The 25293-nt window shown below is 73.8% G+C and carries 21 protein-coding genes; 14 read left to right on the top strand and 7 right to left on the bottom strand.

The window, feature by feature from the left end; all coding sequences use genetic code 11:
* Positions 1-5 precede the first annotated feature (5 nt).
* Genes ACIP4O_RS19605 through ACIP4O_RS19585 form a run of 5 tightly spaced genes read left to right on the top strand, consistent with a single transcriptional unit; the run spans position 6 to position 4504 of the window.
* Positions 6-788, top strand: coding sequence for an ABC transporter ATP-binding protein (locus tag ACIP4O_RS19605; RefSeq protein WP_401575975.1), 783 nt, complete (start codon positions 6-8; stop codon positions 786-788).
* Positions 785-1561 carry an ABC transporter ATP-binding protein gene (locus tag ACIP4O_RS19600; protein ID WP_401575973.1) on the top strand — a complete coding sequence of 259 codons (777 nt, stop codon included), beginning with the start codon at positions 785-787 and terminating at the stop codon, positions 1559-1561. Before ACIP4O_RS19605 ends, ACIP4O_RS19600 begins: the two co-directional genes overlap by 4 nt.
* Positions 1561-2448, top strand: coding sequence for a branched-chain amino acid ABC transporter permease (locus ACIP4O_RS19595; RefSeq protein ID WP_401575971.1), 888 nt, complete (start codon positions 1561-1563; stop codon positions 2446-2448). The genes ACIP4O_RS19600 and ACIP4O_RS19595 overlap by 1 nt, the downstream gene beginning before the upstream one ends.
* Entirely contained in the window at positions 2445-3593 is a 1149-nt protein-coding gene (locus ACIP4O_RS19590) for a branched-chain amino acid ABC transporter permease (RefSeq protein ID WP_401575969.1), read from the top strand. Before ACIP4O_RS19595 ends, ACIP4O_RS19590 begins: the two co-directional genes overlap by 4 nt.
* A complete protein-coding gene (locus tag ACIP4O_RS19585; protein ID WP_401575967.1) occupies positions 3590-4504 on the top strand; it encodes an alpha/beta hydrolase in 915 nt (304 codons plus the stop codon). Before ACIP4O_RS19590 ends, ACIP4O_RS19585 begins: the two co-directional genes overlap by 4 nt.
* A gap of 134 nt (positions 4505-4638) precedes the next feature.
* On the opposite strand, the gene ACIP4O_RS19580 is transcribed toward ACIP4O_RS19585, so the two are convergent.
* Positions 4639-6621 (bottom strand): helix-turn-helix domain-containing protein, encoded by a 1983-nt coding sequence (locus ACIP4O_RS19580; protein WP_401575965.1) that lies wholly within the window; start codon positions 6619-6621, stop codon positions 4639-4641.
* Positions 6622-6759: 138 nt separating this feature from the next.
* On the bottom strand, positions 6760-7566 hold the full coding sequence (locus ACIP4O_RS19575) for a 3-hydroxybutyrate dehydrogenase (protein ID WP_401575963.1): 807 nt from the start codon (positions 7564-7566) through the stop codon (positions 6760-6762).
* Positions 7567-7990: 424 nt separating this feature from the next.
* Between ACIP4O_RS19575 and ACIP4O_RS19570 the strand changes: the two genes are divergently transcribed.
* The 5 genes from ACIP4O_RS19570 to ACIP4O_RS19550 all read left to right on the top strand — a co-directional run bounded on the left by ACIP4O_RS19570 (position 7991) and on the right by ACIP4O_RS19550 (position 14899).
* Positions 7991-9460, top strand: a complete 1470-nt coding sequence (locus ACIP4O_RS19570; protein ID WP_401575961.1) for a PHB depolymerase family esterase — start codon at positions 7991-7993, stop codon at positions 9458-9460.
* Positions 9461-9660: 200 nt separating this feature from the next.
* A complete protein-coding gene (locus ACIP4O_RS19565) occupies positions 9661-10212 on the top strand; it encodes a hypothetical protein (protein WP_401575959.1) in 552 nt (183 codons plus the stop codon).
* 323 nt (positions 10213-10535) lie between these two features.
* Positions 10536-11198: a hypothetical protein gene (locus ACIP4O_RS19560; protein WP_401575957.1), complete on the top strand. Its 663-nt coding sequence runs from the start codon at positions 10536-10538 to the stop codon at positions 11196-11198.
* A gap of 907 nt (positions 11199-12105) precedes the next feature.
* Positions 12106-12531 carry an acyl-CoA thioesterase gene (locus ACIP4O_RS19555; protein WP_401575955.1) on the top strand — a complete coding sequence of 142 codons (426 nt, stop codon included), beginning with the start codon at positions 12106-12108 and terminating at the stop codon, positions 12529-12531.
* A 136-nt stretch (positions 12532-12667) separates the two neighbouring features.
* Positions 12668-14899 (top strand): alpha-N-acetylglucosaminidase, encoded by a 2232-nt coding sequence (locus ACIP4O_RS19550; protein ID WP_401575953.1) that lies wholly within the window; start codon positions 12668-12670, stop codon positions 14897-14899.
* A 234-nt stretch (positions 14900-15133) separates the two neighbouring features.
* Here ACIP4O_RS19550 and ACIP4O_RS19545 read toward each other — a convergent pair whose 3' ends face one another.
* From ACIP4O_RS19545 to uraD, 3 genes are read right to left on the bottom strand one after another with little or no spacing between them, the layout of a single operon-like run.
* Positions 15134-16519, bottom strand: a complete 1386-nt coding sequence (locus ACIP4O_RS19545; protein ID WP_401575951.1) for an 8-oxoguanine deaminase — start codon at positions 16517-16519, stop codon at positions 15134-15136.
* Between the two features lie 32 nt (positions 16520-16551).
* Entirely contained in the window at positions 16552-17532 is a 981-nt protein-coding gene (gene pucL / locus ACIP4O_RS19540) for a factor-independent urate hydroxylase (protein ID WP_401575949.1), read from the bottom strand.
* 5 nt (positions 17533-17537) lie between these two features.
* On the bottom strand, positions 17538-18362 hold the full coding sequence (gene uraD / locus ACIP4O_RS19535; protein WP_401575947.1) for a 2-oxo-4-hydroxy-4-carboxy-5-ureidoimidazoline decarboxylase: 825 nt from the start codon (positions 18360-18362) through the stop codon (positions 17538-17540).
* Between the two features lie 253 nt (positions 18363-18615).
* On the opposite strand from uraD, the gene ACIP4O_RS19530 reads away from it, so the two are divergent.
* Positions 18616-18840 (top strand): hypothetical protein, encoded by a 225-nt coding sequence (locus tag ACIP4O_RS19530; RefSeq protein ID WP_401575945.1) that lies wholly within the window; start codon positions 18616-18618, stop codon positions 18838-18840.
* Between the two features lie 24 nt (positions 18841-18864).
* Here ACIP4O_RS19530 and ACIP4O_RS19525 read toward each other — a convergent pair whose 3' ends face one another.
* Complete coding sequence (locus tag ACIP4O_RS19525; RefSeq protein ID WP_401575943.1) at positions 18865-20169, bottom strand: MFS transporter; 1305 nt, start codon at positions 20167-20169, stop codon at positions 18865-18867.
* A 387-nt stretch (positions 20170-20556) separates the two neighbouring features.
* Here ACIP4O_RS19525 and ACIP4O_RS19520 point away from each other — a divergent pair, with 387 nt between their 5' ends.
* A complete protein-coding gene (locus ACIP4O_RS19520; RefSeq protein ID WP_401575941.1) occupies positions 20557-22443 on the top strand; it encodes an arabinofuranosidase catalytic domain-containing protein in 1887 nt (628 codons plus the stop codon).
* 104 nt (positions 22444-22547) lie between these two features.
* Here ACIP4O_RS19520 and ACIP4O_RS19515 read toward each other — a convergent pair whose 3' ends face one another.
* On the bottom strand, positions 22548-23300 hold the full coding sequence (locus ACIP4O_RS19515) for an FCD domain-containing protein (protein WP_361321548.1): 753 nt from the start codon (positions 23298-23300) through the stop codon (positions 22548-22550).
* Between the two features lie 112 nt (positions 23301-23412).
* Between ACIP4O_RS19515 and ACIP4O_RS19510 the strand changes: the two genes are divergently transcribed.
* Positions 23413-24255, top strand: a complete 843-nt coding sequence (locus ACIP4O_RS19510) for a fumarylacetoacetate hydrolase family protein (RefSeq protein ID WP_401575939.1) — start codon at positions 23413-23415, stop codon at positions 24253-24255.
* Positions 24256-24340: 85 nt separating this feature from the next.
* Positions 24341-25291 carry a VOC family protein gene (locus tag ACIP4O_RS19505; protein WP_401575937.1) on the top strand — a complete coding sequence of 317 codons (951 nt, stop codon included), beginning with the start codon at positions 24341-24343 and terminating at the stop codon, positions 25289-25291.
* Positions 25292-25293 lie beyond the last annotated feature (2 nt).

Below are 25293 nucleotides of genomic sequence, written 5' to 3'. Positions count from 1 at the left end.
CCCCGGTGAGCACGACACAAGCGGTGCGCGAGGCGCGCCCGTTGGCCCCGCCCGTCCTCTCGCTCGAAGACGTGGGCTGGACGGTCGGCGGGGCCCGGATACTCGAAGACGTCTCCCTGGAGGTCCGCGAGGGCGAGTTCCTCGCCTTCATCGGGCCCAACGGAGCCGGGAAGACGTCCCTGTTCAACCTCGTGAGCGGGCTCGTGCCCGCCACCTGCGGGCGGGTCCTGCTCGACGGCGAGGACCTCACACGCGCGGCCCCGCACGCACGGGCGCGGCGCGGCCTCGGGCGGACCTTCCAAACGTCGAGCCTGTGGCCGGCGATGACGGTCGCCGAGCACGTGCGGCTGGCGGCGCAGGCCGCCGCGGGCGGCTCGTACCGCGTGTGGCGCAGGGCGGCCGCGTACCGCGAGAAGGTCGCCGACGTGCTGGGGCGCACGGGCCTCGCGCACCGCGCCGACGCGCTCGCCTCGGCGCTCTCGCACGGCGAGAAGCGGAAGCTCGAACTCGCGGTGCTGCTCGTCGCCGAGCCCCGGCTCATGCTGCTCGACGAGCCGATGGCGGGGGTGAGCGCCGAGGAGGTGCCCGCGCTCACCGAGCTGATCCGCTCGCTCCATCGCGACGAGGGCCGCACGGTCCTCATGGTCGAGCACCACATGGACGTCCTGCTCGGCCTCGCGGACCGGCTCGCCGTCATGCACCACGGCCGGCTCCTCGCACTCGACGCGCCGGACGCGGTGATCGCCGACGAGACCGTGCAACAGGCCTATCTCGGGGAGGCGTTGTGAACACCACGACACCCCTGCTCGCCGTGCGGGGGCTGCGGGTCCTCATCGGCGGGCGGCACATCCTGCACGGCGTCGACCTCGACGTGGCCGCCTCGGGCGTGACCGCGCTGCTCGGGCGCAACGGGGCGGGCAAGACGACGACGGTACGGGGCGTGCTCGGCCTCGTACCGCGCACGGGAAGCGTCGTGTTCGACGGCGCGGAGACGGTGGGGCTCGCGACGCACGCGCTCGTGCGGCGCGGGATCGGCTACGCGCCGGAGGACCGGGGCGTGTTCGCCTCGCTCACGGTCGCCGAGAACCTACGGCTCGCCGAACGCGCGGGCGGCACACCGGACTACACGCGGGTGCACGAGCTGTTCCCCGAACTCAAGAACAGGGAGAAGCAGTTGGCGGGCACGCTCTCGGGAGGTCAGCAGCAGATGCTCGCGATCGGGCGGACGCTGCTCAACGGGAACAGGCTCGTCATCGCCGACGAGCCGACGAAGGGGCTCGCCCCGAAGGTCGTCACCGAGGTGACGCGTGTCCTGGAGCGGGCGGCCGAGACGGTGCCTGTGCTGCTCGTGGAGCAGAACCTCGCGATGGTACGCAGGCTCGCAACGCGCTGCACGGTCCTGGCGGACGGCCGCACCGTCCGCCAGGGCCCGGCGGATGAGTTGTTGAGCGACCCGGAGGCGACCAGACGACTGCTCGGGGTGGGACGGGCCCGCACCCCCGCCGGGTCCACCTCCGCCACCGCCGAAGCCCCGGCCGCGCAGAAGGAAGCGGGTGCCTGATGTCCACCGTCGTCCTGCTCGTCCTGACCGGACTCGGTCTCGGCGCGCTCTACTTCCTCGTCGCGTCCGGGCTCTCGCTCATCTTCGGGCTCATGGACGTGCTCAACTTCGCGCACGGGGCGCTGCTCTCGATCGGCGCGTACAGCACGTGGTGGGCCGCGTCCGGGCACCTGCCGGGGGCCGGTCCGGGCGGTCTCGGCTTCGTGCTCGCGGTCGTCTTCGGCGTCTGTGTGGGCACGTTGGCGGCGGTGCTCGTCGAACTCCTCGTCGTACGGCCCCTGTACACGCGTCCTCGTGAGCAAGTCCTCGCCACCGTGGGGATCTCGCTCGCCGTGCCCGCGCTGCTCGCGGGCATCTGGGGCTCGGACGCGCACAAGTTCCCCGGGCCCGAGGCGCTCGGCGACACCTTCGGACTGCTCGGCGCGCGCGTGCCGGTGAACCGGCTCGTGCTCATCGCCGCGGCCGTCGTGGTGTGGGCCGCGCTGAAGCTCTTCCTGGACCGCACCCGGCACGGGCTCGTCGTACGCGCCGGGGTCGAGGACCGCGCGATGGTCACCGCGCTCGGCATCGACGTGCGCAAGGCGTTCACGCTGGTCTTCGCGATCGGCGGCGCCGCCGCCGCGCTCGGTGGGGCGCTCGGCGGCCTCTACTTCGGCTCCGTCGACCCGCGCCAGGGCACCTCGCTGCTCATCTTCGCGTTCGTCGTTGTCGTGACGGGCGGCATGGGCTCCGTGAGCGGCGCCGCCGTCGCCTCGGTCGTCATCGGCCTCGTCCAGCAGTTCGCCAACTACTACACCACCGCGGGACTCGGCGACCTCGCCGTCGTCGTCCTGCTCGCCGCGCTCCTGCTGCTGCGCCCGCGCGGACTGACGGGGAGGCTCGCGTGAGCACCATCACAGGGACACGGACCGAACTCGCCGGGCAGGCGGGCGCACCGGACCCGCGGCGGCGGCTCCTGCGCTGGTGGCCGGCCGTCGTACTCGTCGTCCTCTTCGCGCTGCCCTACGGCACTGTGGAGATCCCGGGTCTGCTCGACGGGCCGGTGGGCAGTGCGGGGAGCCTTCAACTCCTGGCGCTGTGCCTCCTGTTCGGCGGTCTCGCGACGGGTTACGACCTGCTGCTCGGGCGTACGGGGCTGCTCTCCTTCGGGCACGCGCTGTACTTCGCGGCGGGCAGCTACGCGACCAACACCTTCCTGCGCGAGGCGGGCCTGCCGTTCTGGCTCGCCGCGGTCCTCGGCCTGGTCTTCGGGATCGCCGCCGCGCTGCTCTTCGGCGCGGTGAGCCTGCGCGTGACGGGCATCGGCTTCTCGATGGTGACGCTCGCGTTCGCGCAGGCGGCCTCGCTGCTCGTCGCGCGCGACCCGGGCGGCTTCGCAGGCGGCGAGGAGGGCATCTCGGCGCCCGGGGACGCGCTGCCCGCCTCGCTCGTGGGGATCGGCAACACCGCGAACCTGTACTGGATCGCGCTCGCCTTCCTCGTGCTGTGCCTCGCGGTCGTGCACTGGACGACCCACTCCCCCACGGGCCGCGTGTGGGAGGGCATCAAGGAGAACGAGCGGCGGGTGGAGGTGCTCGGCCTGCGCCCGTACGGGTTCAAGCTCGTCGCCTTCGTCGTCGCGGGCACGCTCGCCGCGCTCGGCGGCATCGTGCACCTCCTGCTCACGGGCGGTTCGACCCCGGCCACGACCACGTCGGAGTTCACCCTCTCGCTCCTCGTGATGGTCGTGCTCGGCGGCTCGGGCACGCGGTGGGGGCCGATGCTCGGCGGCATCCTCTACACGTGGGCGGACCACCGGCTCGGCGACCTCGCGAACTCGGCGGCCGTCGCGGACCTCCCCTCGGTGCTGCGGGTCCCGCTGAGCCAGCCGCTCTTCCTTCTCGGCGTACTCTTCGTGATCGTCGTCAACGTGCTGCCCGGCGGGCTCGCGGCGCTCCCGGGACGCGTCCGCGCGGCGCGGTCCCGTTCCCGTACCCCCGGCGGCGACAGCCCGGCCGCTGCCGCGGCCCCCACCGAAAGGCAAGACGCGTGAGCACGACGGACCTCGGCACTTCCCCGCTGCCCTTCGAGGAGGTGCGGGTGCCGGTCAGCGGTGGCGAACTGGCGGTCCTGCACTGGCCCGCGCGCGAGCCGGACGCGCCGACCGTCCTCGCCCTGCACGGCATCACGGCGAACGGCCTCTCATGGGGCACGGTCGCGCGGCACCTCGCGGGGCGCGCCGCGCTCCTCGCGCCCGATCTGCGCGGGCGCGCGGGCAGCGCGGACCTGCCGGGACCGTGGGGCATCGCGGCGCACGCGGACGACGCCGCCGCGCTCGTGGCGGCGCTCGGCCTCGAACGGCCGGTGCTCGCCGGGCACTCGATGGGCGCGTTCGTCGCCGCGCTCGCCGCCGTGCGGCACCCGGAGTCCTTCGGGGAACTGCTGCTCGTGGACGGCGGCGTGGGCTTCCCCGCGCCCACGCACCTCTCGCCCGACGAGCTGATGACAGCCGTCATCGGCCCGGCGATGGACCGGCTCTCGATGACCTTCCCCGACCGGGCGGCCTACCGCGAGTTCTGGCAGGTCCACCCGGCGTTCGCGGAGCAGTGGTCGGCGGAGGTCGACGCGTACATCCAGCGTGATCTCACGGGCCGGGAACCGGAGTTGCGGTCCTCGTGCCGCCTGGAGGCGGTCCGCGCCGACGGCGTGGGGCTCTTCGATCCGGAGGTGCTCGCCGCCGTGCGGCGCCTGCCGTCACCCGCGACGTTGTTGTGGGCCGAGCGCGGACTCATGGACGAGCCGCAGGGTCTGTACGACGAGCGGCGTCTCGCCGAGGCCGCGCTCGCCGCCACGTGCGTCACCGCGGAACCGGCCCCCGGCACGAACCACTACACGCTGCTGACGGGCGAGGTGGGGGCGGCGAGGATCGCGGGACTGCTGCTCGACGCGGCGGGGAGGGGCTGAGCCGGGGGCGGCACGGCGGGTACGGGGACGGGGCGGCGCTTCCGCGTGGGGGCGCCGCCCCGCCCCGTGGCGCCGCCCCGCCCCCCGTAGCGCCGCCCCGTCCCCGCCGCGTCGCCCCTCCCTCTTCGCCGCAGTCACCCCTCCCGCAACTGCACGAGAGTCAGCGCGAGTTGCAGCTCCAGCGCGTGTTCCGGGGTGTTCCAGTCGGGGCCGAGGAGCGCTTCCACCCGTTCGAGGCGCTGGACGACCGTGTTGACGTGGACGTGCAGGGTCTCCTTGGCGCGGACCAGGCTGCCGCCCGCGCCGAAGTAGGCGCGCAGGGTGCGGACGAGTTCGGTGGCGCGCTGGGCGTCGTAGGCGAGGAGGGGGCCGAGGGTCTTCTCGACGAAGCCGTCGAGGTCCTTGTCGTCACCCAGCAGCACGCCGAGGAAGCCGAGTTCGGCGGCCGAGGCGCCACCGCCCGCGCGGCCGAGCACGTGCAGGGCGCGCAGGCAGCGGACGGCCTCGGCGTGCGCGGTGGCGAGTCGCGCGGGGCCCGCGACGGGGCCGGCCGCGGCGACGGTGACGGGAGCGCCGGTGAGGTGCCCCAACTGGATCGCGGCGGCGCGCGCCGCCTCGCCGGGCGGCCGGTCCCCGGCCGCGGGCCGGCCCTCGGTGCCCGCGGGGACGAGGAGGACGACGGCGCCCGCGTGCTCGGCGCTGGCGCTGCCGGGAGGGGAGCCGAAGAGGTGGCGCACGGCGGCGGAGCCGAGCCGGTCGCGCGCCTCGGGGACGGTGTCGGCGACGAGGACGAGGTGCGGGCGATCGAGGTCGATGCCGAGGCGGTGCCCGCGCTCGGTGAGCAGCCCGGGGTTGCGGCCCGCGTCGGTGAGGAGGTCGTTGACCAGCTCGCCGCGCACCCGGTTCTCGGTCTCGGCGACCGTGCGGCGCAGCAGCATGAGCAGCCCGGTGACGACGCCCGCGCGCTCGAAGAGGCGGCGGTCGGCGTCCTCCAGGGGCGCGCCGCGGTGCAGGACCATGATGGCGAGGAGTTCCTGCCCGGCGAGCACCGCGCAGATCCAGCGCCCGCCGCGCGGCACCGCGCGCTTCGCGGTACGGGACTCGTCGGCGGCGGCGACGAGCCAGCGCGCGTCCATCGAGTCGGCCGCGACGGGCCCGCCGTCGTGGCGCACGGCCGCGAGCGGCCGGCCGCCGGGGTCGTGGACGCTCAGAGTGCCCGCGAGGAGCCCGGCCACCGCGGCCGCTACCTCGCGGACGTTACCGCCGCGCAGCACGAGGTCGGTGAGCCGGTCGTGCGCCTCCTCGGCGCGCTGCACGGCGGCGGCGTGGGCTCGTACGACCTCGTTGGCGCGGCCGAGTTCGGCGAGGGCCGCGCGGGTGTCGTCGAGGGCGCGCGCCGTGTCGATGGCGATGGCGGCGTGTGCGGCGAGCGAGGAGAGGAGCGCGACCTCCTCGGGGGCGAAGGCGCGCGGGGTGCGGTCGGCGGCGAAGAGCACGCCGATGACCTTGCGGTCGCCGCCGTGGACGGAGCCGAGCAGGAGCGGGACACCGAGGATCGCGACGAGGCCCTCGTCGAAGACACCGGCGTTGATGTTGTGCGTGTGCCGGAAGCGCTCGTCGGTGCGGTAGTCGGGCGAGGCGTAGGGACGGGCGGTCTGGGCGACGAGCCCGCCGAGCCCTTCACCGAGGTCGAGCCGGAGGTGCTGGAAGACCTCCGAGACGGAGCCGTCCGTGACCCGCATGTACGTGTCGCCGGCCTCCTCGTCGGGGAGCGTGAGGTAGGCGGTGTCGGTGCCGAGGAGGCGGCGGGCGCGGCGCACGATCGCCTGGAGCACCGCGTCGAGGTCGCGGGTCGCGGCGAGGTCGGTCGCGGTGTCGAAGAGCGCGGTCAGCTCGCGTTCGCGGCGGCGGTGGGTACGGAGCAGGGCGCGGACACGGAGCGCGGAGGCGACGGCCCGGCCGGTCTCCGCGAGGTCGGCCGGGGGGACCCCGGCAATCCGCGCCCGCTCCTCGACGGCCTTGAAATCGTCCTCGGTGGCGTCCGTGGCGAGGAGTTCGAGGAGGTGACGCAGGTGGGGGGCGGCGGATGCGGGTGCGGGTGATGGTGGCGTGGTCATGTCAGTGTTTCGCGTCCGTTCTCCCTGCGCCCCGGGCGCCTCGCCGGGGGCTCACCCTGCCAGCGCCGGGGGCGGCGGTCACCCCGCTGGACACCACCGACCAGGGATCTTTACGCTTCCGTTACCGCCGGGGCCGGCTCACGTCGCGGTCCAGCCCCCGTCCATCGGCAGTGAGGTGCCCGTGAGGGAGCCCGCGTGCGGGCCGCACAGCCACAGGACCGCCGCCGCGACCTCCTCGGGCTCGACGAGCCGCTTGATGGCGCTGTGTTCGAGGAGGACCTTGTCGAGGACCTCGTCCTCGGGAACGCCGTGCCGCCGCGCCTGCTCGGCGAGTTGGCCTTCGACGAGGGGAGTGCGGACGTAGCCGGGGCAGACGCAGTTGCTCGTCACCCCGTGCGGGGCGCCCTCCAGGGCGACGACCTTGCTCAGCCCCTCCAGGCCGTGCTTCGCGGCGACGTACGCGGACTTGTAGAGGCTCGCGCGCAATCCGTGCACGGAGGAGATGTTGACGACCCGGCCCCAGCCGCGCTCGTACATCCCCGGCAGCGTGCGGCGCAGGATGCGGAAGGGGGCCTCCAGCATGACGCGCTGGAGCAGGGCGAAGCGCTCGGCGGGGAACTCGTGGACGGGGGCGACGTGTTGGAGTCCGGCATTGTTGACGACGATGTCGGCGTGGTCGGGGAGCGCGTCGACCTGGGCGGGGTCCGAGAGGTCGGCGACGATCGCGGTGCCCCCGGTCTCGGCCGCGACCTTCTCGGCCCCCGCCGCCTCGACGTCCACCACGAGGACACCCGCCCCGGCCCGTGCGAGGGCCAGCGCGCAGGCTCGCCCGATCCCGCTCGCCGCGCCCGTGACGAGCGCGGTCCTGCCATCGAGGCGGGCGGTCCGCGGCTGCGGGGCCGCATCCGTACGGGGGCCCGCGGCGGGGCGCGAAGTGGTCTCCATGGGCGTCACCGTAGGAATCGCGCGCGGGGGGCGGACATGTGGCCGCTCCACACAATCCCCCGGGACGGGGTGGTGGGGTGGGCCATGCGGGTCCAGGGGCGGGACGGGGGCCGTACGGGATCGGGGCGGGCCCGTACGAGATCGCGGCGGCTCCGCATGGGATCGCGGGCCAGTACGGGATCGCGGGGCCCGTACCGGCGGTGCCCGTACCGGCCGGGGACCGGTTCCCCCGGCGGAGCCCGGTTCCCGGCCGGCCGGGCGGCGGGCGCGCGGCGGACGGGCAAGGGGGCGGGACCACATCTTCGGGCGCCCGGTGTGGCCCGGCTCGCCATAGGGCGGGCTCGGTGCGCGGTCCTAGCCTCGCGCAGCGAAGGCCGGGCCCACCGGCCGGCACCCGCACCCGCACGTCCCGGAGGTATCCCCCGTGCGCCCACCCCTGCTCCGACGGCTCGGCCGTCTCCTCGTCTCCGCGCTGCTCGCGGCGACCGCCGGCACCTTCGTGCTCTCGCCCCCGGCCTCGGCCGCGAGCGGGCTGACGCAGGTCACCGGTTTCGGTTCCAACCCCGGCAATCTCGCGATGTACACGTACGTACCCGACGGCCTGCCCCAGGACGCCCCGGTCGTCGTCGCGATGCACGGCTGCGCCCAGTCGGCGAACGACTACTACGCCAACTCCGGCTGGACGACGATGGCCGACCGCTACAAGTTCGCGGTCGTCTTCCCGCAGACGAGTGCGGCGAACAACTCGCTCTCCTGCTTCACCTGGTTCGACCCGGCCGACACCGGACGCGGCAAGGGCGAGGTGGCGTCGGTCGTGAGCATGGTGGACAAGGCCGCGCAGCTCTACGGCTCCGACCGCTCGCGTGTGTACGTGACGGGTCTGTCGGCGGGCGGCGGCATGACCGCGAACCTGCTCGCCGCCTACCCGGACGTGTTCGCGGGCGGAGCGATCGACTCGGGACTGCCCGCGCAGTGCGCCACGAGCCAGGTGGGCGCGTCGAGTTGTCAGTACGGGAGCCTGAACCTGACGCCCGCGCAGTGGGGCGACAAGGTGCGCGCGCAGAACCCGGGGTACGCGGGTCCGTGGCCGCGCGTCGCGATCTGGCAGGGCACGTCGGACTACACGGTCTACCCGGTCAACGCCACCGAGCTGCGGGACCAGTGGACGAACGTCTGGGGCCTCTCGCAGACCCCCTCGTCGACCAGCACCCTTCCCGGCAGCACCACGCTGACCAGCTACAACGACGCGAGCGGCGAGCCGGCCGTGCAGCTGTACCAGATCTCGGGCATGGGCCACGGACTCGCGGTCGACCCGGGCACGGGCGAGGAGCAGTGCGGCAAGAGCGCCGCGTACTTCCTCGACACGATCTGCTCCAGTTACTACACGGCCCACTTCTGGGGCCTCGACGGGGCGGGCACGGGACCGGAAGAGCCGGGCGAGGGGGACGGACTGCCCGCCCCGGTCAACCTCAAGGCCGGTACGGCGACGGCGACTTCGGTGCCGCTGAGCTGGTCCGCGGTCGCGGGAGCGACCTCGTACCTCGTCTACCGGGGCGGCAGCCGGGTGGGCACGCCGAGCGGGACGAGCTTCACCGACTCGGCCCTGACGGCGGGGACTTCGTACACCTGGACGGTCGCGGCGGTCGACAACACCGGTAAGGAGGGCGCGCGTTCGGCGCCCGTGACCGCGAGCACGACGGGTGGCGGCACCCCCGCCACGTGCGTCACGGCGAGCAACTACGCCCACGTGGCGGCGGGCCGCGCCCACGTGAGCGGCGGCTACGCCTACACGAACGGCGGCAACCAGAACATGGGCCTGTACAACGTCTTCGTCACCCACACGCTGCGGCAGACGGGCACGGGCTCCTGGGAGCTGGCGGACGGGGCCTGTTGACGCGGCACGGTCGCGGCACGATCCGCGTCACCGCCCTCCGCGCGCGAAACGGACGCGGAGGGCGGTGACGCGTCTCCCGGTAGCGGCCGGTCCCGGCCGACCGGCCTGGCCCGCCGCGAGGCGCCGGTGGACGGCGACACACGCGTACGCCGGCCCGGCCGCCGGACGTGTCCGGGGCACCCGGCGGGTATGTCCTCCGTATGAGCGAGAGCCAAGGTGACGGGCGGCCGCTGCTGCTGATCGACGTGGACGGGCCGCTGAACCCGTACCGGGCCCGGTGGGCACGGCGGTACGGGTACGCGAGCCACCGGATGTGGCCCTCGGTGTGGTCGGCACGGTACGCGGAGGGCTCACGAGCCCTGCGGCGCGGCCTGCGGGTGCGGTTGCGGGCGGCGGACGGACCGCGGCTGCTCGCGCTCCCGTACACCCCCGTGTGGGCGACGACGTGGGCGCACGAAGCGAACGAGATGATCGCCCCGGCCATCGGAATCGACGAACCGCTTCCCGTCATCGACTGGCCGCGGCTCTTCGAGACCGACCCCGAGGGGCTGTACTGGAAGACGCGGTACGTCGTCGCCTGGGCGGCCGGACGGCCCTTCGCGTGGATCGACGACATGGTCACCGATCTCGACGCGCGGTACGTCGCCGAGGCGCACGGACCGCACGCGCTGCTGCTGCGTGTCGACCCGCGCACCGGGCTCCGCGAGCCGCACTGGGAGCGGCTGCGGGAGTGGGCGGGGACGGTGGCCTGACGCGGCGGCCCGGACGCGGACCGCGCCGCGCGCGGGCGCGGGTCACCACTCGGCCGGTCCCGCCGCGTGCGGTCGCGTACGTGGTCGCGAGCCCGGGGGCGAGGAAGGCCCGCCGATTCCGTCGCCCCGGGGTGGGGTGCCGGGTATCGAGGCCGGCGAAGTCGATCGTGTACCGGGGCACGAAGGGCCGGAGGGCGGTCGGGCGAGAGTTGCCGCGTACGGGTCGGGGTCCTTCCGTACGGCCGTGCGCGGCCGGTGTCGGTGGGGTGCGGCACTATCGACGGCGGGGACCGGTGACGGCGTACGGGAGAAGGGGCGGCGCGATGGCGCGGGAGCTGACGGCGGCACAGCGGCGGGTGATCGGGGCGGCGGAACCGGTGACGGGGCGGTTGCGCGGGTCCGCGGCAGTGCTCGACCGCCTCGTGAAGCTGGGGTTCGCCTTCCGCCATCCGCGCCCGCCACACGATTGCTTCCTGACCCCGGCCGGCCAACGCGCCCGTACAGCGCCCCCCGAACCGCCCGCGTCCGAGGAGACCGGACTCGCGCCCCGCCCGGCGGCGGACGGCGTCTTCGCGGCACGTACCGGGGAGGAGAGCGAGCCGCCCGCCGACCCCGCCGCGCGCGCCCGCGAAGTGCGCGCGGCGTGGCAGGGGCTGCTGGAACTGCGCCGGATGACGAGGGCGGACGGCGACACGGCCCGCCCCTGCGCCTGGGAACGCGCGCACCTCGTCCGGGCGGCGGCGCTCGCCCTGGAGGCGGCGGGTCACGTGCCGGGCCTCGCCGGGCGGGGCGGATACGTGGTCCGCGAGTCCCCGCAGCCGGAGGCGGTGGAGGTGCGGGTGGCCGAGCCCGCCGGGACGGAGGCCGGGGCCGACCGGGAGCTGGCGCTTTGCGCGGGGGCGCTGGAGGCGGCGGGGTGGCAGGTGAGTGAGCACGGGGACCGGCGCGGGCGGCGGGTGGTGATCGCCTCGCCGCCACGGCGATAGGCGGGTCGTGCGCGTGGGGGCAGCTCTCTCCGCACGGGGGCGGGCGCGGCAGCTGGGCAACCGGGCTGGTGAAAAGGTCCTGCCGTTGAGCAGCGTCGCCCGGGGTAAGGGCGAGAGGGCCGAGCCGCCGAGAAGCACCGCCCGGTGGGAGGCGCCGCCCGACCAGCGACCCGCGCCGCCCCGCCGCGCCCCGCCCCGCCGCAAGGGCTGCGCCGACCGAGGCGAGAAGCACTGCCCGGTGGGAAACCCGCCCCCTCACCGAGCCACAGCGCCTGCCGGGCTGAGCAGCACCGCCCGCAGAGCGACTCCGCCCGCAGGGAGCCCACGCCCGCAGGGAGCCCTCGCCTGGCCCTGCCGGGGCCGCCCTCCCCAACCGGCGGGACACCCCCTCGCGGGCCCTGGGCGCCCCGGCCCCGACCTGGCAAGACACCCCCCTTGCGGGTCTGGCTGCCCCGGCCCCGCCCCGGGAGGACACCCCCTTGCCACCCCTTGCCACCCCTGGCTGCCCCGACTCCCACCCCGGCAGGACACCCTTCTTGCGGCCCCTGGCTGCCCCGCTGCCGCTTCCGCTTCCGCCCCTGCTCCCGCCCCCGTAGCAGCTTCCGACCGGTGAACAGCCCCCTCCCGCCCGGGGGGCGACCCCAATACAAGTCTCCCGCACTTCGCAAGCCCCCGCCGCCCTCCACCGGCATCTGTGGATAACTTCGCCGAACTCGTAAAAGCCGCCACTCCAAAGAGTGGTGACGATGCGTGAAAGTCCTGCGGGTGAGTGTGTGCTCACTCACCTCCGTGATCCCCTCGTCCGGCGCTCGCGGCGCGTTCGGTGGCACAGCCTGGTGCGGGGTGCGGTCATCCCGTACCAGAATGAGCGGCGGCCAAACCGAGGACCCGAGGTCGGGAGTGCGCGATGTCCGAGCAGCAGTTCAGTGTCTCCGTGCGGGTACGGGGCTATGAGACCGATGTGCAGGGGCACCTCAATCAGAGCGTGTACCTCCAGTACGCGGAGCACGCGCGGTGGGAGTTGTTCCTCGCGGCGGGGATCACGCAGGGGGACCTCGCGGAGGCGGGGATCGGCCCCGTCGTGCTGGAGACGACGATCCGGTACCTGCGGGAGCTGCGGGCCGGGGACGAGGTGACGGTCGGGTGCGCGTTCCTGTGGAGCGGCGGGAAGACGTTCCGCGTCGAGCAGACGATCACACGAATCGACGGGGTCGTCGCCGCCGAGGTCACGGGAGTGGCCGGCATCCTCGATCTGCGGGAGCGGCGGCTCGTCCCCGATGCCCGCGAGCGGGTGCGCGTGCTTTCCACCCACCCTGCCGCGCTCGGATTCTGACACTCCCTCGGACGGACGGTGATTCCGGGCCGTTCGTGTGTCCCATCCGGCCGACACGGCGGGTACGGGTGGGCGACGGGCATGCGGACGGGTACTCCTCGCGGGGGACAACGCCGTCGAGCCGAGGAGTCGCCGTATGCCGTGGGACCGCCGCACCTTCCTGGGACTGCTCGCGAGCGCGCCCGGAATCGCCGCCGTCGCCGGGAGCGGCTCGGCGAGCGCCCAAGCGCCCCTCTCCGCACCCGTCCCCCTCGCCCCACCCGCCCCCTCCGATCCCGCCGCGGCGGCGGCGCGTCGCCTCCTCGGCGCCCACGCGGACCAGTTCCTCTTCACTTCCCTCGCCAAGGACGCCGCGGGCCGGGACCGCTTCGTCGTCAGCGGCCGGGCGGGGCAGATCACGATCGCGGGAACGAACCCGGCGACCCAGCTCGCGGGACTGCGGCGGTACCTCAAGCAGGCGGGTCTCGCGCAGTTCACCTGGGCGGGCAGCCGCGCCGGGCTGCCCGAGCGGGCGCCCGCGCCGGTGGGCGGCCGGCTCGAGGGGCGCGCCGACACGCCGCATCGCTTCGTGCTCAACGACACGAACGACGGCTACACGGGCCCGTACCACGACTGGGCCTACTGGGAACGCGAGATCGACCTCCTCGCCCTGCACGGCTTCAACGAGGTGCTCGTGTACGCGGGCGCCGACGCCGTCTACCAGCGGCTCTTCCGGCGGTACGGATACAGCGACGCCGAGGTGCGCGCGTGGATTCCCGGGCCCGCCCACCAGCCGTGGTGGCTGCTCCAGAACCTCTCCTCGTTCCCCGAGCCCGTCACGGCGCGGCTGATCGAGCAGCGCGCGGCGCTCGGCGCCCGGATCGTGGGGCGGCTGCGCGAACTCGGCATGTCCCCCGTGCTTCCCGGCTACTTCGGCACCGTCCCGGCCGGTTTCGCCGACCGCAATCCGGGGGCGGAAACCGTTCCGCAGGGCAAGTGGATGGGCTTCGCACGTCCCGACTGGCTCGACCCGCGTACCGACCTCTTCGCCGAGGTCGCGGCAGCGTTCTACGAGATCCAGGAGGAGCTGTACGGGCGCGCCACGCTCTACAAGATGGATCTCCTGCACGAGGGCGGCAGCGCCGGGGGCGTACCGGTGGGGGACGCGACGCGCGGGGTGCAGCGGGCGCTGCGCGCGGCGCGGCCCGACGCGCTGTGGGTCATCCTCGGCTGGCAGAAGAACCCGCCGAAGGAGGTCGTCGCCGCCGCGGACCGTGAGGCGATGCTCGTCGTGGACGGACTCAGCGACCGCTTCCCCGAGGTGAACGACCGCGAGAGCGACTGGCAGGGCACGCCGTACGCCTTCGGCTCGATCTGGAACTTCGGCGGCCACACCGCGCTCGGCGCCAACACGCGCGACTGGGTGGACCTCTACCCCCGCTGGCGGGACCGCTCGGGCAGCCGGCTCTCCGGCATCGCGCTCATGCCGGAGGCCGCCGACAACAACCCGGCCGCCTTCGAGCTGTTCGCCGAACTCCCGTGGACTGAAGAGCCTGTTGACCTGACCGATTGGTTCCGTGAGTACGCGCGGGTGCGGTACGGGGGCAGCGACACGCACGCGGAGGCCGCGTGGGACATCCTGCGGACGACGGTGTACGGGACGCGCCGCGACGACCGCTGGTCGGAGCCCGCCGACGGGCTCTTCGAGGCGCGGCCCGCGGTCGACGCGGTCTCGGCGGGCAAATGGTCGCCCAAGGCGCTGCGCTACCCGGCCGCGTCCTTCGAGCCCGCGCTCGATGAACTTCTGGCGGTACGCGTCGAGTTGCGCGATTCCGCGACGTACCGCCGAGACCTGCTCGACGTGGCGCGGCAGGCGCTCGCCAATCGGAGCCGGACACTGCTGCCACGCCTGGCCGCCGCCTACAAGGCGGGGAACCGGGACGAGTTCGCGCGGCTCGGGCGACGCTGGATCGCGCTGATCGACCTCCTCGAACAGCTCGTCGCGACGGACGAGAACCACCTGCTCGGGCGGTGGGTCGAAGCGGCGCGGGCCTGGGGCGGAAGCGCCCGGGAGAAGAACCAACTCCAGTACGACGCGCTGTCGTTGCTGACGACGTGGGGGACGCGACAGGGGGCCGACGCGGGGCTGCGCGACTACGCGAACCGGGAGTGGTCGGGTCTGGTGGGCGGGCTGTACCGGCTGCGCTGGAGCACGTACATCGACGAACTGTCGGCGGCGCTCAAGGAGGGGCGGAAGCCGGTGGCGGTGGACTGGTTCGCGCTGGAGGACCGGTGGACGCGGAACCCGGGCACCCTCGCGACGCAGCCTCGCGGGCAGGTGCACGAGGTGGCGGAGGAGGTGGCGCGGGCGCTCGCGCGTGCGGACTGACTCGGGGCGAGGGCGCGGCGGCGCGGAGCGCGAGGGGCCGGGTGCGTCAAGCCCCCTCCACCGCTCGCCCTCGCCTCCCGCCGCCACCGCTCGCCTCGCCTCGCCTCGCCACAGCCTGGCCGCCACCGCTCGCCCTCGCCATCGCCTGGCCGCCACCGCTCGCCCTCGCCACCGCCTGGCCGCCACCGCTCCCCCGCCCCGCTCCCACCCCGCATCACCCCCTCCCCCGGGAGTTCACCCCATCAACGCCGCCAGCCGCTCCGCCTCCTCGCGCGCCTCCCGTGCCACGAGCTCCTCGTCGGCGTGGACGAGACGGCCGTGCTCGACGACGGGGCGGCCGCCGACGAGCGAGAGCGTCACGGGAGCGGGGGCGCCGAGGACGAGGGCGGCGACGGGGTCGGCGATCGTGGAGTGGGCGAGGGTGTCCAGGCGCCACAGCACGAGGTCGGCGAGCTTGCCGGGCTCCAGGGAGCCGATCTCGTCCTGACGGCCGAGGACGCGGGCGCCCCCGGCCGTCGCGAGGCGCAGCGACTGCCGTGCGGTGAGGGCGGATTCGCGGTGCGGGCCGAGGCGGGCGACGAGGACGGCGTTACGCAGTTCGGTGTGGAGTTCGCCGGACTCGTTCGACGCCGTGCCGTCCACGCCGAGGCCGACGGGCACTCCGGCGGCGAGCAGGTCGGGGACGCGGGCGATCCCGGCGGCGAGGCGGGCGTTGGAGGAGGGGCAGTGCGCGACCGCGGTGCCGGAGCGGGCGAAGGCGGCGATGTCCGCGTCCTCCATGTGGACGCAGTGCGCCATCCACACGTCGTCGCCGAGCCAGCCGGTGGAGGCGAAGTAGTCGGTGGGGCCCATTCCGAACAACTCGCGGCAGAAGTCGGCCTCTTCACGGGTCTCCGAGCCGTGCGTGTGCAGCCGCACCCCCTTGCGGCGCGCCAACTCCGCTCCCTGCCGCATGAGTTCCGTGGAGACGGAGAACGGGGAGCAGGGGGCGACAGCGACGTGGGTCATCGCGCCGAACGCGGTGTCGTGGAAGCGGTCGACGGTCTCCTCGGTCGCGGCGAGGGCTTCGTCCAGGGCCTCGACGGCGAAGTCGGGCGGGAGTCCGCCGTCCGAGGTGCCCCGGTCCATCGAGCCGCGCGCGAGGGTGAAGCGCACGCCGAGGTCGAGGGCCGCTCCGACGAGGGCCCCGGAGAGGTCGCCCGCGCCGCGCGGGTAGATGTAGTGGTGGTCCATCGCACAGGTCACGCCGCCGCGCGCCATCATCGCGAGCGAGGCGCGCGCGGCGGCGCGGACCATGGGCTCGTCGATGCGCGCCCACGTCGGGTAGAGGGCGACGAGCCAGTCGAAGAGCTTGTGGTCCGTGGCGAGGCCACGGGTGAGCCACTGGTAGAAGTGGTGGTGGGTGTTGACGAGTCCGGGGGTGAGGAGGTGCCCCGTGCCGTCGACGCGGCGGCGGACGTCGGCGAGGTCGTCGGGGGCGGGTCCCGGGCCGAGGGACTCGATGCGGTCGCCGTGCACGACGAGGTGGCCCGAGCTGTACTCGGTGCCCTCGGCGTCGACGGTGGCGAGGGCGGCGTTCTCGATGACGACGCGCCCCTGCGGGACGGGTGGTGGGGTCACGGTGCGCTTCCTTGGCGAGCGGGCGGTACGGCTCAGAGGTTGCTGTGGTCGAGGGGTATGCGGGCCTCGTGGCCGGCGCGCAGGATCGTCGCCTCGATGAGGCCGTAGGGGCGGTCGGCCGCGTAGTAGACCTCGTCGTCGTTGCCGAGGCCGAAAGGGGTGAGGTCGACGAGGAAGTGGTGTTTGTTGGGCAGCGAGAAGCGCACCTCGGCGATCTCGGGGCGGTGCTCGATGATCCGGCTGCCCATGCGGTGCATCGTCTGCTGGAGGGAGAGCGAGTACGTGCCGGCGAAGGCGGCGAGGAGGTGGGCGCGGATCTCGCGGTAGGAGGTGTCCCAGTCGGGCGCCGTCCCGGTGTCCTCGGTCCAGGTGTGGCGCCAGCGGCCGGAGACCTCGGTGGCGAGGATGCGGTCGCGGGTCTCCGGGAGGGTCGTGTACGGGTCCCTGGCGAAACCGTGGAACTCGGAGTCCGTCGTGTTGAGGACGGTGAGGCCCTTGAGCCCGGATATGACCTGCCAGCGCCCGTCCTCGTACGCGACCTCGGCGAGGCGGATCTCGCCGCCGCGCCGGGCGAAGGAGTGCGCGGGGCCCTCGGCGGGGTCCGTGAGGCGGTCCCAGGCGTACTCCTCGGCGCGGACCCGGGCCCGGTGGATGCTCGGCTGCGTCGTGACGAAGTGGCGTGCGAGGCGGGTGGCGAAGTCTTCGGGCGAGGCGATCCCGTGTTCCTTCGCGAAGACGTAGACGGTGTTCTTCATCGTGTCGGTGGGCAGGCAGTTGGCGTTCGAGCCGGTCAGGTGCACGTCGTCCAGGGCGCCGGAGAGGGCGATCGAGACGTTGAGGTCCCGCAAGTGGTGGACCTCGCCCTCGCGCACGACCCGCACGACGCGGACCTCGGCCTTGCCGTACTGGTTCTGCCCGAGCACGGAGACGGCGGGGGCGGGGGCTTCGGGGACGGGCGCGGAGGAGGACGCCTCGGGGACGGTGGCGGCGGCTTCGTTACCGGTCTTCGGCATGGCACCTAGCTCCCTCGGTATGCGGAGTATCCGTACGGGCTGAGCAGCAGGGGCACGTGGTGGTGCTCGCCGGGGGTCACGCGGAACACGAGGCCGACCTCGGGGAAGAAGGAGGCGGCCGGGACGTGACCCGCCGTGGTGAACTCCAGACGGACCTCCGTGGTGCCGGGCGGAGGTGCCGGCAGGTCGCGGCAGCGCCCGTCCGCATCGGTCTGTGAGGAGCCGACGACGGTCCACGGGGCCTTCTCGCCGGAGCGGGCCGCGAGGGTGACGGGCACGGCGGCCGCGGGGCGGCCCGCGCTCGTGTCGAGGACGTGCGTGGAGACGGTGGTGGGTGCGGCGGGCCAAGGGGGGGCGGGGAAGAGGCGGTCGAGGCGGATGCGGTGGATGGCGGCGAGTTCGGTACGGGCCCGGGCGCGCTCGGTGGCGGGCGTGTTGCCGAGCCGTTCCTCCAGGGCCGCGAGGATGTCGCCCGCGGTGCGGCCGGTGGCGCGGATGAGGAAGACGTGCCCGAACTTCTCCTGGTACGCGAGCGTGAGCGCCCGTACCCGGGCGCGCAGTTCCTCGGGGGCCTCGGCCACCGCGCTCTGCTCGCGCGCCGAGGTGGCGTCGCCCGGGCGGCCGATGGGCGGGTGCCCGGCGAGGGCCTCGTCGAGGTCGGGGCCCTCCAGGGCGGCCGTCGCCGCGTCGCTCGCCGCGTGGAGCGCGGCGGCGTTCTCGTACGGCCGTCCGGCGAGCACCGCGGTCGCCCAGGCCTCGCCGGAGCAGACCTCGCGCAGAGCGGCGCGGGCCTCGGGTGCGGGGAGTGCGTTGAACCGGCTGAGCGTCACGGGGACCTCCCGGGTCCTGGTGCGGTCGTGCTGCGGTACGGCTGCGGACAGCTAAGACCTTCCCCACGAGCGCGTCAACACTTTGTTGAAATCAGGTGGTGAGTGGATACACCGAAGTAACACGGGCGTGAGGAGAGGCGCTTGGGAAGGGCCTGCCCGCCCGTGGCAGGGGGCTGAACGGGGGGCGCGGGGTGGCCGAGGTGTTCACATCGGCGTAGCGCCGTTGTCAGTGGCGCCGCCTACGGTGGGGACCATGGCTCAGACGTCCCGTCCTGTCACTCCGCCCCGCCCCGCCGCCGTACTCGACACGGTCTCCCCCGCCGTGCTGCCACCCCGTCCCGCCGCCGTGGTCAACGCGGAGATCCGTGCCCTGTGGTGCGCGGGCGGGCGGCTCGCCGAGGAGCGGCGCGGGGTGTACGAGGCGCTGCTCGCCGAGTGGTCGGCGGCCCTGCGCGCGGAGGTCGTGACGGCCGCCTGAGCCGCGGAGGTCCGCGGGCGGCGGTCAGCGGACGGTTCCCGTCCCGAGTTCCGCCGCGACGGCGGCATCGTCGCGGCCCCTGGTCTCGGGCAGCCGGTGCCACACGAAGCCGAGGCCGAGGAGGCAGACCCCGGCGAAGAGCCAGAAGGTCTCGCCCTGGCCGAGCGCGCCGACGAGGGTCAGGAAGAACTGGTTGACGACGAAGTTGGCGAGCCAGTTGACCGTCGTGCACACGGCGGTCCCGAGCGCCCGCTGCTCCGGCGGGAAGATCTCGGCGAGCAGGAGCCACACGACCGGGCCGAGGCCGATCGCGAAGGCGGCCACGTATCCGAGCAGGCACAGGAGCGCGACGAGACTGTGCGCGGGTACGTCCCACATGAAGCTCACGCCGAGCGGTACGAGCGCGACGAACATGAGCCCGACGGAGAGCAGCATGAGCGGGCGGCGGCCCCAGCGGTCGACGAGTTCGACGGCGAGGATCGTCATGACGACGTTGAGGGCGCCGATGTACACCGAGTAGAGGATCGCGTTCGAGGCGCCGAGCCCGGTGGAGCGGATGATCGTGGGCGCGAAGTAGAGGACCGCGTTGATCCCGCAGAACTGCTGGAGCAGGCAGAGTCCCAGACCGACGAGGAGCGCGGGCCGTACGCCGCGTGAGGTGAGGACGCGCAGCGCGGCGCGCGGCCCGGGGAGCTTCCGCGCCGCCTCCTCGCCCCGCTGTCGCCAGACGGGGGATTCGGGCAGGAGCGGCAGGGCGAGCAGGAACACCGCCACGCCGGCGAGCCCGGCGCCGAACATCCAGCGCCACTCGCCGCCGGAGGAGTAGGCGAGCGCGACGAGGTACGAGACGAGCAGGCCGACGGTGACCATGAACTGGTTGAGCGTGCCCATGCGGCCTCGGGCGCGGTCGGTGGAGATCTCGGAGAGGTAGACGGGGACGACGGCGGAGGCGAGCCCCGCGGCGAGGCCCTGCACGACGCGGCCGACGAGCAGGAGCGGCAGTCCGGGCGCGAAGGCGGCGAGGGCCAGGCCGGCGCCGAAGAGGAGGGCGCTCAGGAGGAGGGCGGGCCGGCGGCCGTAGCGGTCGCTGACGCGGCCCGCGCCGAGGGCGCCCGCGGCGGCGCCGAGGAGGAAGACGGAGACGACGGCGCCCTGTGCGGTGGTGCCGAGGGAGAAATCGCGGCTGACGTAGAGCTGGGCGCCCGCGACGACGCCGCTGCAATAGCCGTAGAGGAGGCAGGCGAGCGCGGCGATGGTGCCGGAGAGGAGGCGACGGGAGGCGCTGGGGTCGGCCCGGGGGACGGAGGCGGGCGAGAGCGGGCGGGCCATGACGTTCCCTTGCTTCCGGGGAGGCGGGAGGGCGGCTCAGGGTCTCGCGGGGGTGTGACGGGCGCGAACGTGGAGGGCCGGACGGAGCAACAGACCGGCACGGCGGGACGGCGGGACACCCGGCGAAGGGGGGCACGCGCGGCGACTGGGTGGGGCACGCGGCGAAGCGGCGGGAGATGTCGGGCCGCGTGAGCCGGAGGCGGCCCGACGAGGCGGCACCCCCGAGTAATCCAACAGATTCAGACAAGAACACCAAGCTTGAATCAAAGAAAGCAACAAATATTGACGGAACCACTCAGCGGTCCTACGTTCCCGGTCAGCCAGACGGCTCAGCGAACTCGCCGCCCCCATCGGCGTGTTCGTCCTTCTTCCTCTCCGGGAGCGCCCATGCGCGCCAGACCCCGTACTTCTCCGTCCCGTCCCTCCTCACCCGAGGCCGTCCCGCGGCGCGCGCGTCGCGCGGTGGCCTCGGTCCTCGGCGCCCTCGGGCTCCTGCTCGGGGCGCTGCTCGCCCTCCCGGCGCCCGCGCAGGCCGCCGGTTCCCTGCCCTGCGACCTGTACGCGGCGGGCGGCACCCCGTGCGTCGCCGCGCACAGCACGACCCGTGCGCTCTTCTCCTCGTACAACGGGCCGCTCTACCAGCTCACCCGGGCCTCGGACCGTGCCACGAGCGACGTAGGGACGCTCGCGGCGGGCGGGTACGCGGACGCGGCCCACCACGACGCCTTCTGCGCGAACACCTCCTGCTCGATCACGAGGATCTACGACCAGACCACACGCCACAACGACCTCTTCGTGGGCCCCGCGGGGACCGCGGGCGGCGCCGACCGGGGCGCGGACGCGAGCGAGATCGCGGTGACGGCGGGCGGCCACAAGGTGTACGGGATCTGGGGCACGCCCGGTGTGGGCTACCGCTCGCACGGCGCGGCCTCGGGGACGGCGGTGAACGGGCAGCCCGAAGGCGTGTACATGGTCGCGAGCGGCACGCACGTCGGCTCGGACTGCTGCTTCGACTACGGGAACGCGGAGTCCACCCCCGCCGATACGGGCAACGGGCACATGGACGCCGTGTCCATCGCCACGACGTGCTATTTCGCGCCGTGCTCGGGCAGCGGCCCCTGGGTCGAGGCCGACCTGGAGAACGGCATGTTCCAGGGCGACAACGGCTCGAACACCGCCAACAAGGGGAACCCGACCCCGTACGTCACCGCGGTCCTGAAGAACGACGGGCGGACCAAGTACGCGCTCAAGGGCGGTGATTCCACCGCGGGCGGCCTCACCACGTGGTGGGACGGGCCGCTGCCGACACGCGAGGGGTACCGGCCCATGAAGCAGGAGGGCGGCATCATCCTCGCGACCGGGGGCGACAACAGCAACCGGAACATGGGCACGTGGTTCGAGGGCGCGATGGTCGCCGGCTACCCCGGCGACGCGACCGAGAACGCCGTGCAGGCGAACATCGTCTCGGTCGGCTACCGCGGCCAGACGAACGTCCCGAACGGCCCGCAGGGCACGATCACGGGTCCCGGCGGGCAGTGCGTGGACGTCGCGGCGAACGACACCGGCACGAACGGCACCGCCGTACAGCTGTGGAACTGCCAGTCCTACGCGGAGGACCAGCACTGGGAGCACCGCGCGGACGGCTCGCTCGCGACGCTCGGCCGCTGCCTCGACATCAATGGCAACGGGACGGCGAACGGCACCGAGGTCGAGCTGTGGGACTGCAATGGCGCCGGCGGGCAGAAATGGGTCCAGCAGGCGGACGGCTCGCTGCGCAACCCGCGGTCCGGGCGCTGCCTCGACTCGCCCAACGGGTCCACGGCCAACGGCACGCGGCTGCGGATCTGGGACTGCAACGGCGCGGCGGCGCAGAAGTTCGCCGTCAACGGCGGCGCCCCCGTCAAGGGACCCGGCGGCAAGTGCGCCGACGTGGCCGCCGACGACAGCGGGGCGAACGGCAGCGCCGTACAGCTGTGGGACTGCCAGTCGTACGCGGCCGACCAGCACTGGGCGCTGAGCACGGACGGACGGCTGCACACGCTCGGCCGCTGCCTCGACATCACGGGCAACGGCACGGCGAACGGCACGCAGGTCCAGCTGTGGGACTGCGGCGGCGCGGGCGGCCAGGTCTGGCAGCAGCAGGCCGACGGCTCGCTGCGCAACCCGCAGTCCGGGCGCTGCCTCGACTCTCCCAACGGGGCGACCGCGAACGGCACGCGTCTTCAGATCTGGGACTGCAACGGCAGCGCGGCGCAGAAGTTCGCACTCGGCTGAGTCCGGGCGCGCCCCGCGCGAGCGGGGGGACCCTGCGCGCCGCCGCCCCGGGTCCCCGCGTGAGCCCCTGAACAGCAGGCCCCGGACGGCCCCCGTCCGGGGCCTCAGTGCATCTCGTGCTCGGGGTCCGAGCTGGTGTTGTGGGCGTGGACGAGACGCAGGGCCTCCTCGCGGTCGCGGCGTGCCAGCGCGTCCACGAGCGCGGCGTGCAGCTCGTAGCGGTCGTGGACGAACTCGCGGAGCGGCTGCCCGGAGCCGCCGGGCTGGACCGAGAGGGTGTGCGACTCGATGAGGTCGAGCAGGTGCGTGTAGAGCGAGCTGAGCAGGGCGTTCGGGCTGATCGCGGCGATGGCGGCGTGCAGGCGCCAGTTGGCGTGCACGAAGGCGACGGCGTCCTCGGCGGTGACGGCGTGCTCCATCGCCTCCAGGTGGCGGTGCAGTGCCGCGAGGTCGGCGGGTGAGGCGTGCCAGAGCGCGTCCTCGATGAGCAGGGGTTCGAGCGCGTCGCGGATGCGGACCGCGGTGGCGACGTCGTTCTCCTGCGCGTCGAGCGCGAGCACGGAGTTGCCGAGCCGCACCATCGGGGACTGCCGCGCGCCGAAGAGCCCGCCGCCCGGACCGGGCCGCACCGTGACCTGGCCGCGGGCCTGGAGCAGCCGCAGGGCCTCGTTGAACGTGCCGACGGAGACCTCGCACAGAGTGCGCAGCTCTTCCTTGGTGCCCAGGCGCGCGCCCGGCTCCGCCTCGGCGGCCATGCGCGCGATCCGGGCCGCCGCCTCCTCGGCCCGGCCCGCCGCCGTGCGCCGGGTCCCGCCGCGGCGCTCAGGGGTGACGGTCACTACCAGCTCCTCACTCATCCATATTCATCATATTCATTTTTTCAGGAACCTATTGACTCGTAGGCCATGCCCACGCAACATCAAGGTAATCATCATGCTCAATTACTTTCCCCTCCTCTAAGGAGAGCTCGTGCGCATCGCCAACCTCTCGGGCCGGCTGAGCCTCATTGTCGACGGAACCGCTGTGGACGTCGAACAGGCCAGTGCCGGTCTCTTCCCAGCCGACCCGCAGGCGGTCTACGCGCGCTGGGCCGAGTTCCGCGCCTGGGCGGCCGGTGCCGAGTTGCCCGCCGGGACGGCGTTCAAGGACACCGACCTCGGCGCCCCCGCCCCCGCGCCCCGGCAGGTCCTCGCGATCGGCCTCAACTACCGCGATCACGCCGCCGAGTCCGGCTTCGACGCGCCCGAGGGCCTGCCGCCGGTCTTCACCAAGTTCGTGACGAGCCTGAGCGGTCCGGTCACCGAGGTGAAGCTGCCCGAGAACGGCAAGACGGACTGGGAGGTCGAGCTGGTCGCGGTCATCGGCGAGCGCGCCGAGAACGTCTCCGAGGCCGACGCCTGGAAGCACGTCGCCGGACTCGCCGCGGGCCAGGACATCTCCGAGCGCGTCGTACAGCTCGCGGGCCCCGCCCCGCAGTTCAGCCTCGGCAAGTCCTACCCCGGCTTCGCCCCCGTCGGCCCCTGGCTCGTCACGCCCGACGAGTTCGAGAACCCCGACGACCTCGCGCTCGGCTGCTCCGTCAACGGCGAAGAGGTCCAGAACGGCCGCACCCGCGACCTCATCTTCTCCGTGCCCACCCTGATCGCCCGCCTCTCCGCCGTCCTGCCCCTGCTGCCCGGCGACGTCATCTTCACGGGCACCCCGGCCGGTGTCGGCCTCGGCCGCGACCCGCAGCGCTGGCTCAGCGCGGGCGACGAGCTCGTCAGCACCATCGAGGGCATCGGCGAACTGCGCCAGACCTTCACGGGCTGAGCGACGCGGCGGCCCGCACCGCCCCCTCGCCCGGGACGCGGTCCGCTCCGACCCAGGACAGAGCCCGTAAGGACAAAGGAGTCTCATGGCACTGCACCGGCTGATCTCCATCACCATGGGGGTCCCGAACGTCAGCGAAACCGCCGCCTACTACACCGACTTCGGCCTGACGCCGGACGGGGACGGCTGGTTCACCACGCAGGACGCGGGCCGCCAGCTCCGTATCGTCCACGCGCCCACGAGGCGCCTGGTCGAGATACGGATCGGCGCCGACAGCCCCGACGACCTCGCGGCCGCCGCCTCCCGCCTGGACCGCCTCGGCGTCCCCGGCACGGGCCCCGCGGGCGGCGCGTACGAGGAGGGCGGCACGAGCCTCGTCGCGTACGACCGCGCCACCGGCGTGCGCGCCGTCGTGGACGTCGCCCCGCGCTTCGTCCAGGAGGCGCGGCCCGCCACCGCCTACAACGGCCCGGGCCGCCACGAGCGCACCGGCTCGCGCGCCCCCGGAGTGCTGCGCACCTCGCGCGTGCTGCCCCGCAAGCTGGGACACGCCGTCGTCGGCACCACCGACTTCGACGGCACGGTGGCCTTCTTCCTCGAAGGGCTCGGCTTCCGTGCCTCGGACTACGTGGCCGATCACGGCGCCTTCCTGCGCTGCTCGACCGACCACCACAACGTCCTGGTGATGAAGGCGCCCGTCACCTTCCTGCACCACACCTCCTGGCAGGTCGACGACGTCGACGAGGTCGGGCGCGGCGCGAGCGCGATGCTCCAGGAGCACCCCGAGCGGCACGTGTGGGGGCTCGGCCGGCACCACGCGGGCTCCAACTTCTTCTGGTACCTGAAGGACCCGGCGGGCAACTTCAGCGAGTACTACTCCGACATGGACTGCGTCGTCGACGAGCAGCTGTGGTCCCCGGAGGTGCTCGAAGGCGCGAAGGGCCTCTTCAACTGGGGCCCGCCGCCCCCGCCGTCGTTCCTCGCCCCCGAGGACCTCGCGGAGATCATGACCGGCAACCACAGCGCGGCGAGGTAGAG

The organism is Streptomyces sp. NPDC088923, from assembly GCF_044749745.1.
Taxonomy (GTDB): Bacteria; Actinomycetota; Actinomycetes; order Streptomycetales; family Streptomycetaceae; genus Streptomyces.
Note: the sequence above shows the minus strand (reverse complement) of the source record. Positions and strands in the feature narration are given on the sequence as shown.

Bases quoted from the DNA above. Each gene is read 5' to 3' on its own strand.
- ACIP4O_RS19560 (WP_401575957.1), top strand. From the start codon at position 10,536: ATGGCGCGGGAGCTGACGGCGGCACAGCGGCGGGTGATCGGGGCGGCG.
- ACIP4O_RS19575 (WP_401575963.1), bottom strand. From the start codon at position 7,566: ATGGAGACCACTTCGCGCCCCGCCGCGGGCCCCCGTACGGATGCGGCC.
- ACIP4O_RS19530 (WP_401575945.1), top strand. From the start codon at position 18,616: ATGGCTCAGACGTCCCGTCCTGTCACTCCGCCCCGCCCCGCCGCCGTA.
- ACIP4O_RS19515 (WP_361321548.1), bottom strand. From the start codon at position 23,300: ATGAGTGAGGAGCTGGTAGTGACCGTCACCCCTGAGCGCCGCGGCGGG.
- ACIP4O_RS19520 (WP_401575941.1), top strand. From the start codon at position 20,557: ATGCGCGCCAGACCCCGTACTTCTCCGTCCCGTCCCTCCTCACCCGAG.
- ACIP4O_RS19505 (WP_401575937.1), top strand. From the start codon at position 24,341: ATGGCACTGCACCGGCTGATCTCCATCACCATGGGGGTCCCGAACGTC.
- ACIP4O_RS19565 (WP_401575959.1), top strand. From the start codon at position 9,661: ATGAGCGAGAGCCAAGGTGACGGGCGGCCGCTGCTGCTGATCGACGTG.
- ACIP4O_RS19525 (WP_401575943.1), bottom strand. From the start codon at position 20,169: ATGGCCCGCCCGCTCTCGCCCGCCTCCGTCCCCCGGGCCGACCCCAGC.
- ACIP4O_RS19595 (WP_401575971.1), top strand. From the start codon at position 1,561: ATGTCCACCGTCGTCCTGCTCGTCCTGACCGGACTCGGTCTCGGCGCG.
- pucL (WP_401575949.1), bottom strand. From the start codon at position 17,532: ATGCCGAAGACCGGTAACGAAGCCGCCGCCACCGTCCCCGAGGCGTCC.
- ACIP4O_RS19550 (WP_401575953.1), top strand. From the start codon at position 12,668: ATGCCGTGGGACCGCCGCACCTTCCTGGGACTGCTCGCGAGCGCGCCC.
- ACIP4O_RS19555 (WP_401575955.1), top strand. From the start codon at position 12,106: ATGTCCGAGCAGCAGTTCAGTGTCTCCGTGCGGGTACGGGGCTATGAG.
- ACIP4O_RS19580 (WP_401575965.1), bottom strand. From the start codon at position 6,621: ATGACCACGCCACCATCACCCGCACCCGCATCCGCCGCCCCCCACCTG.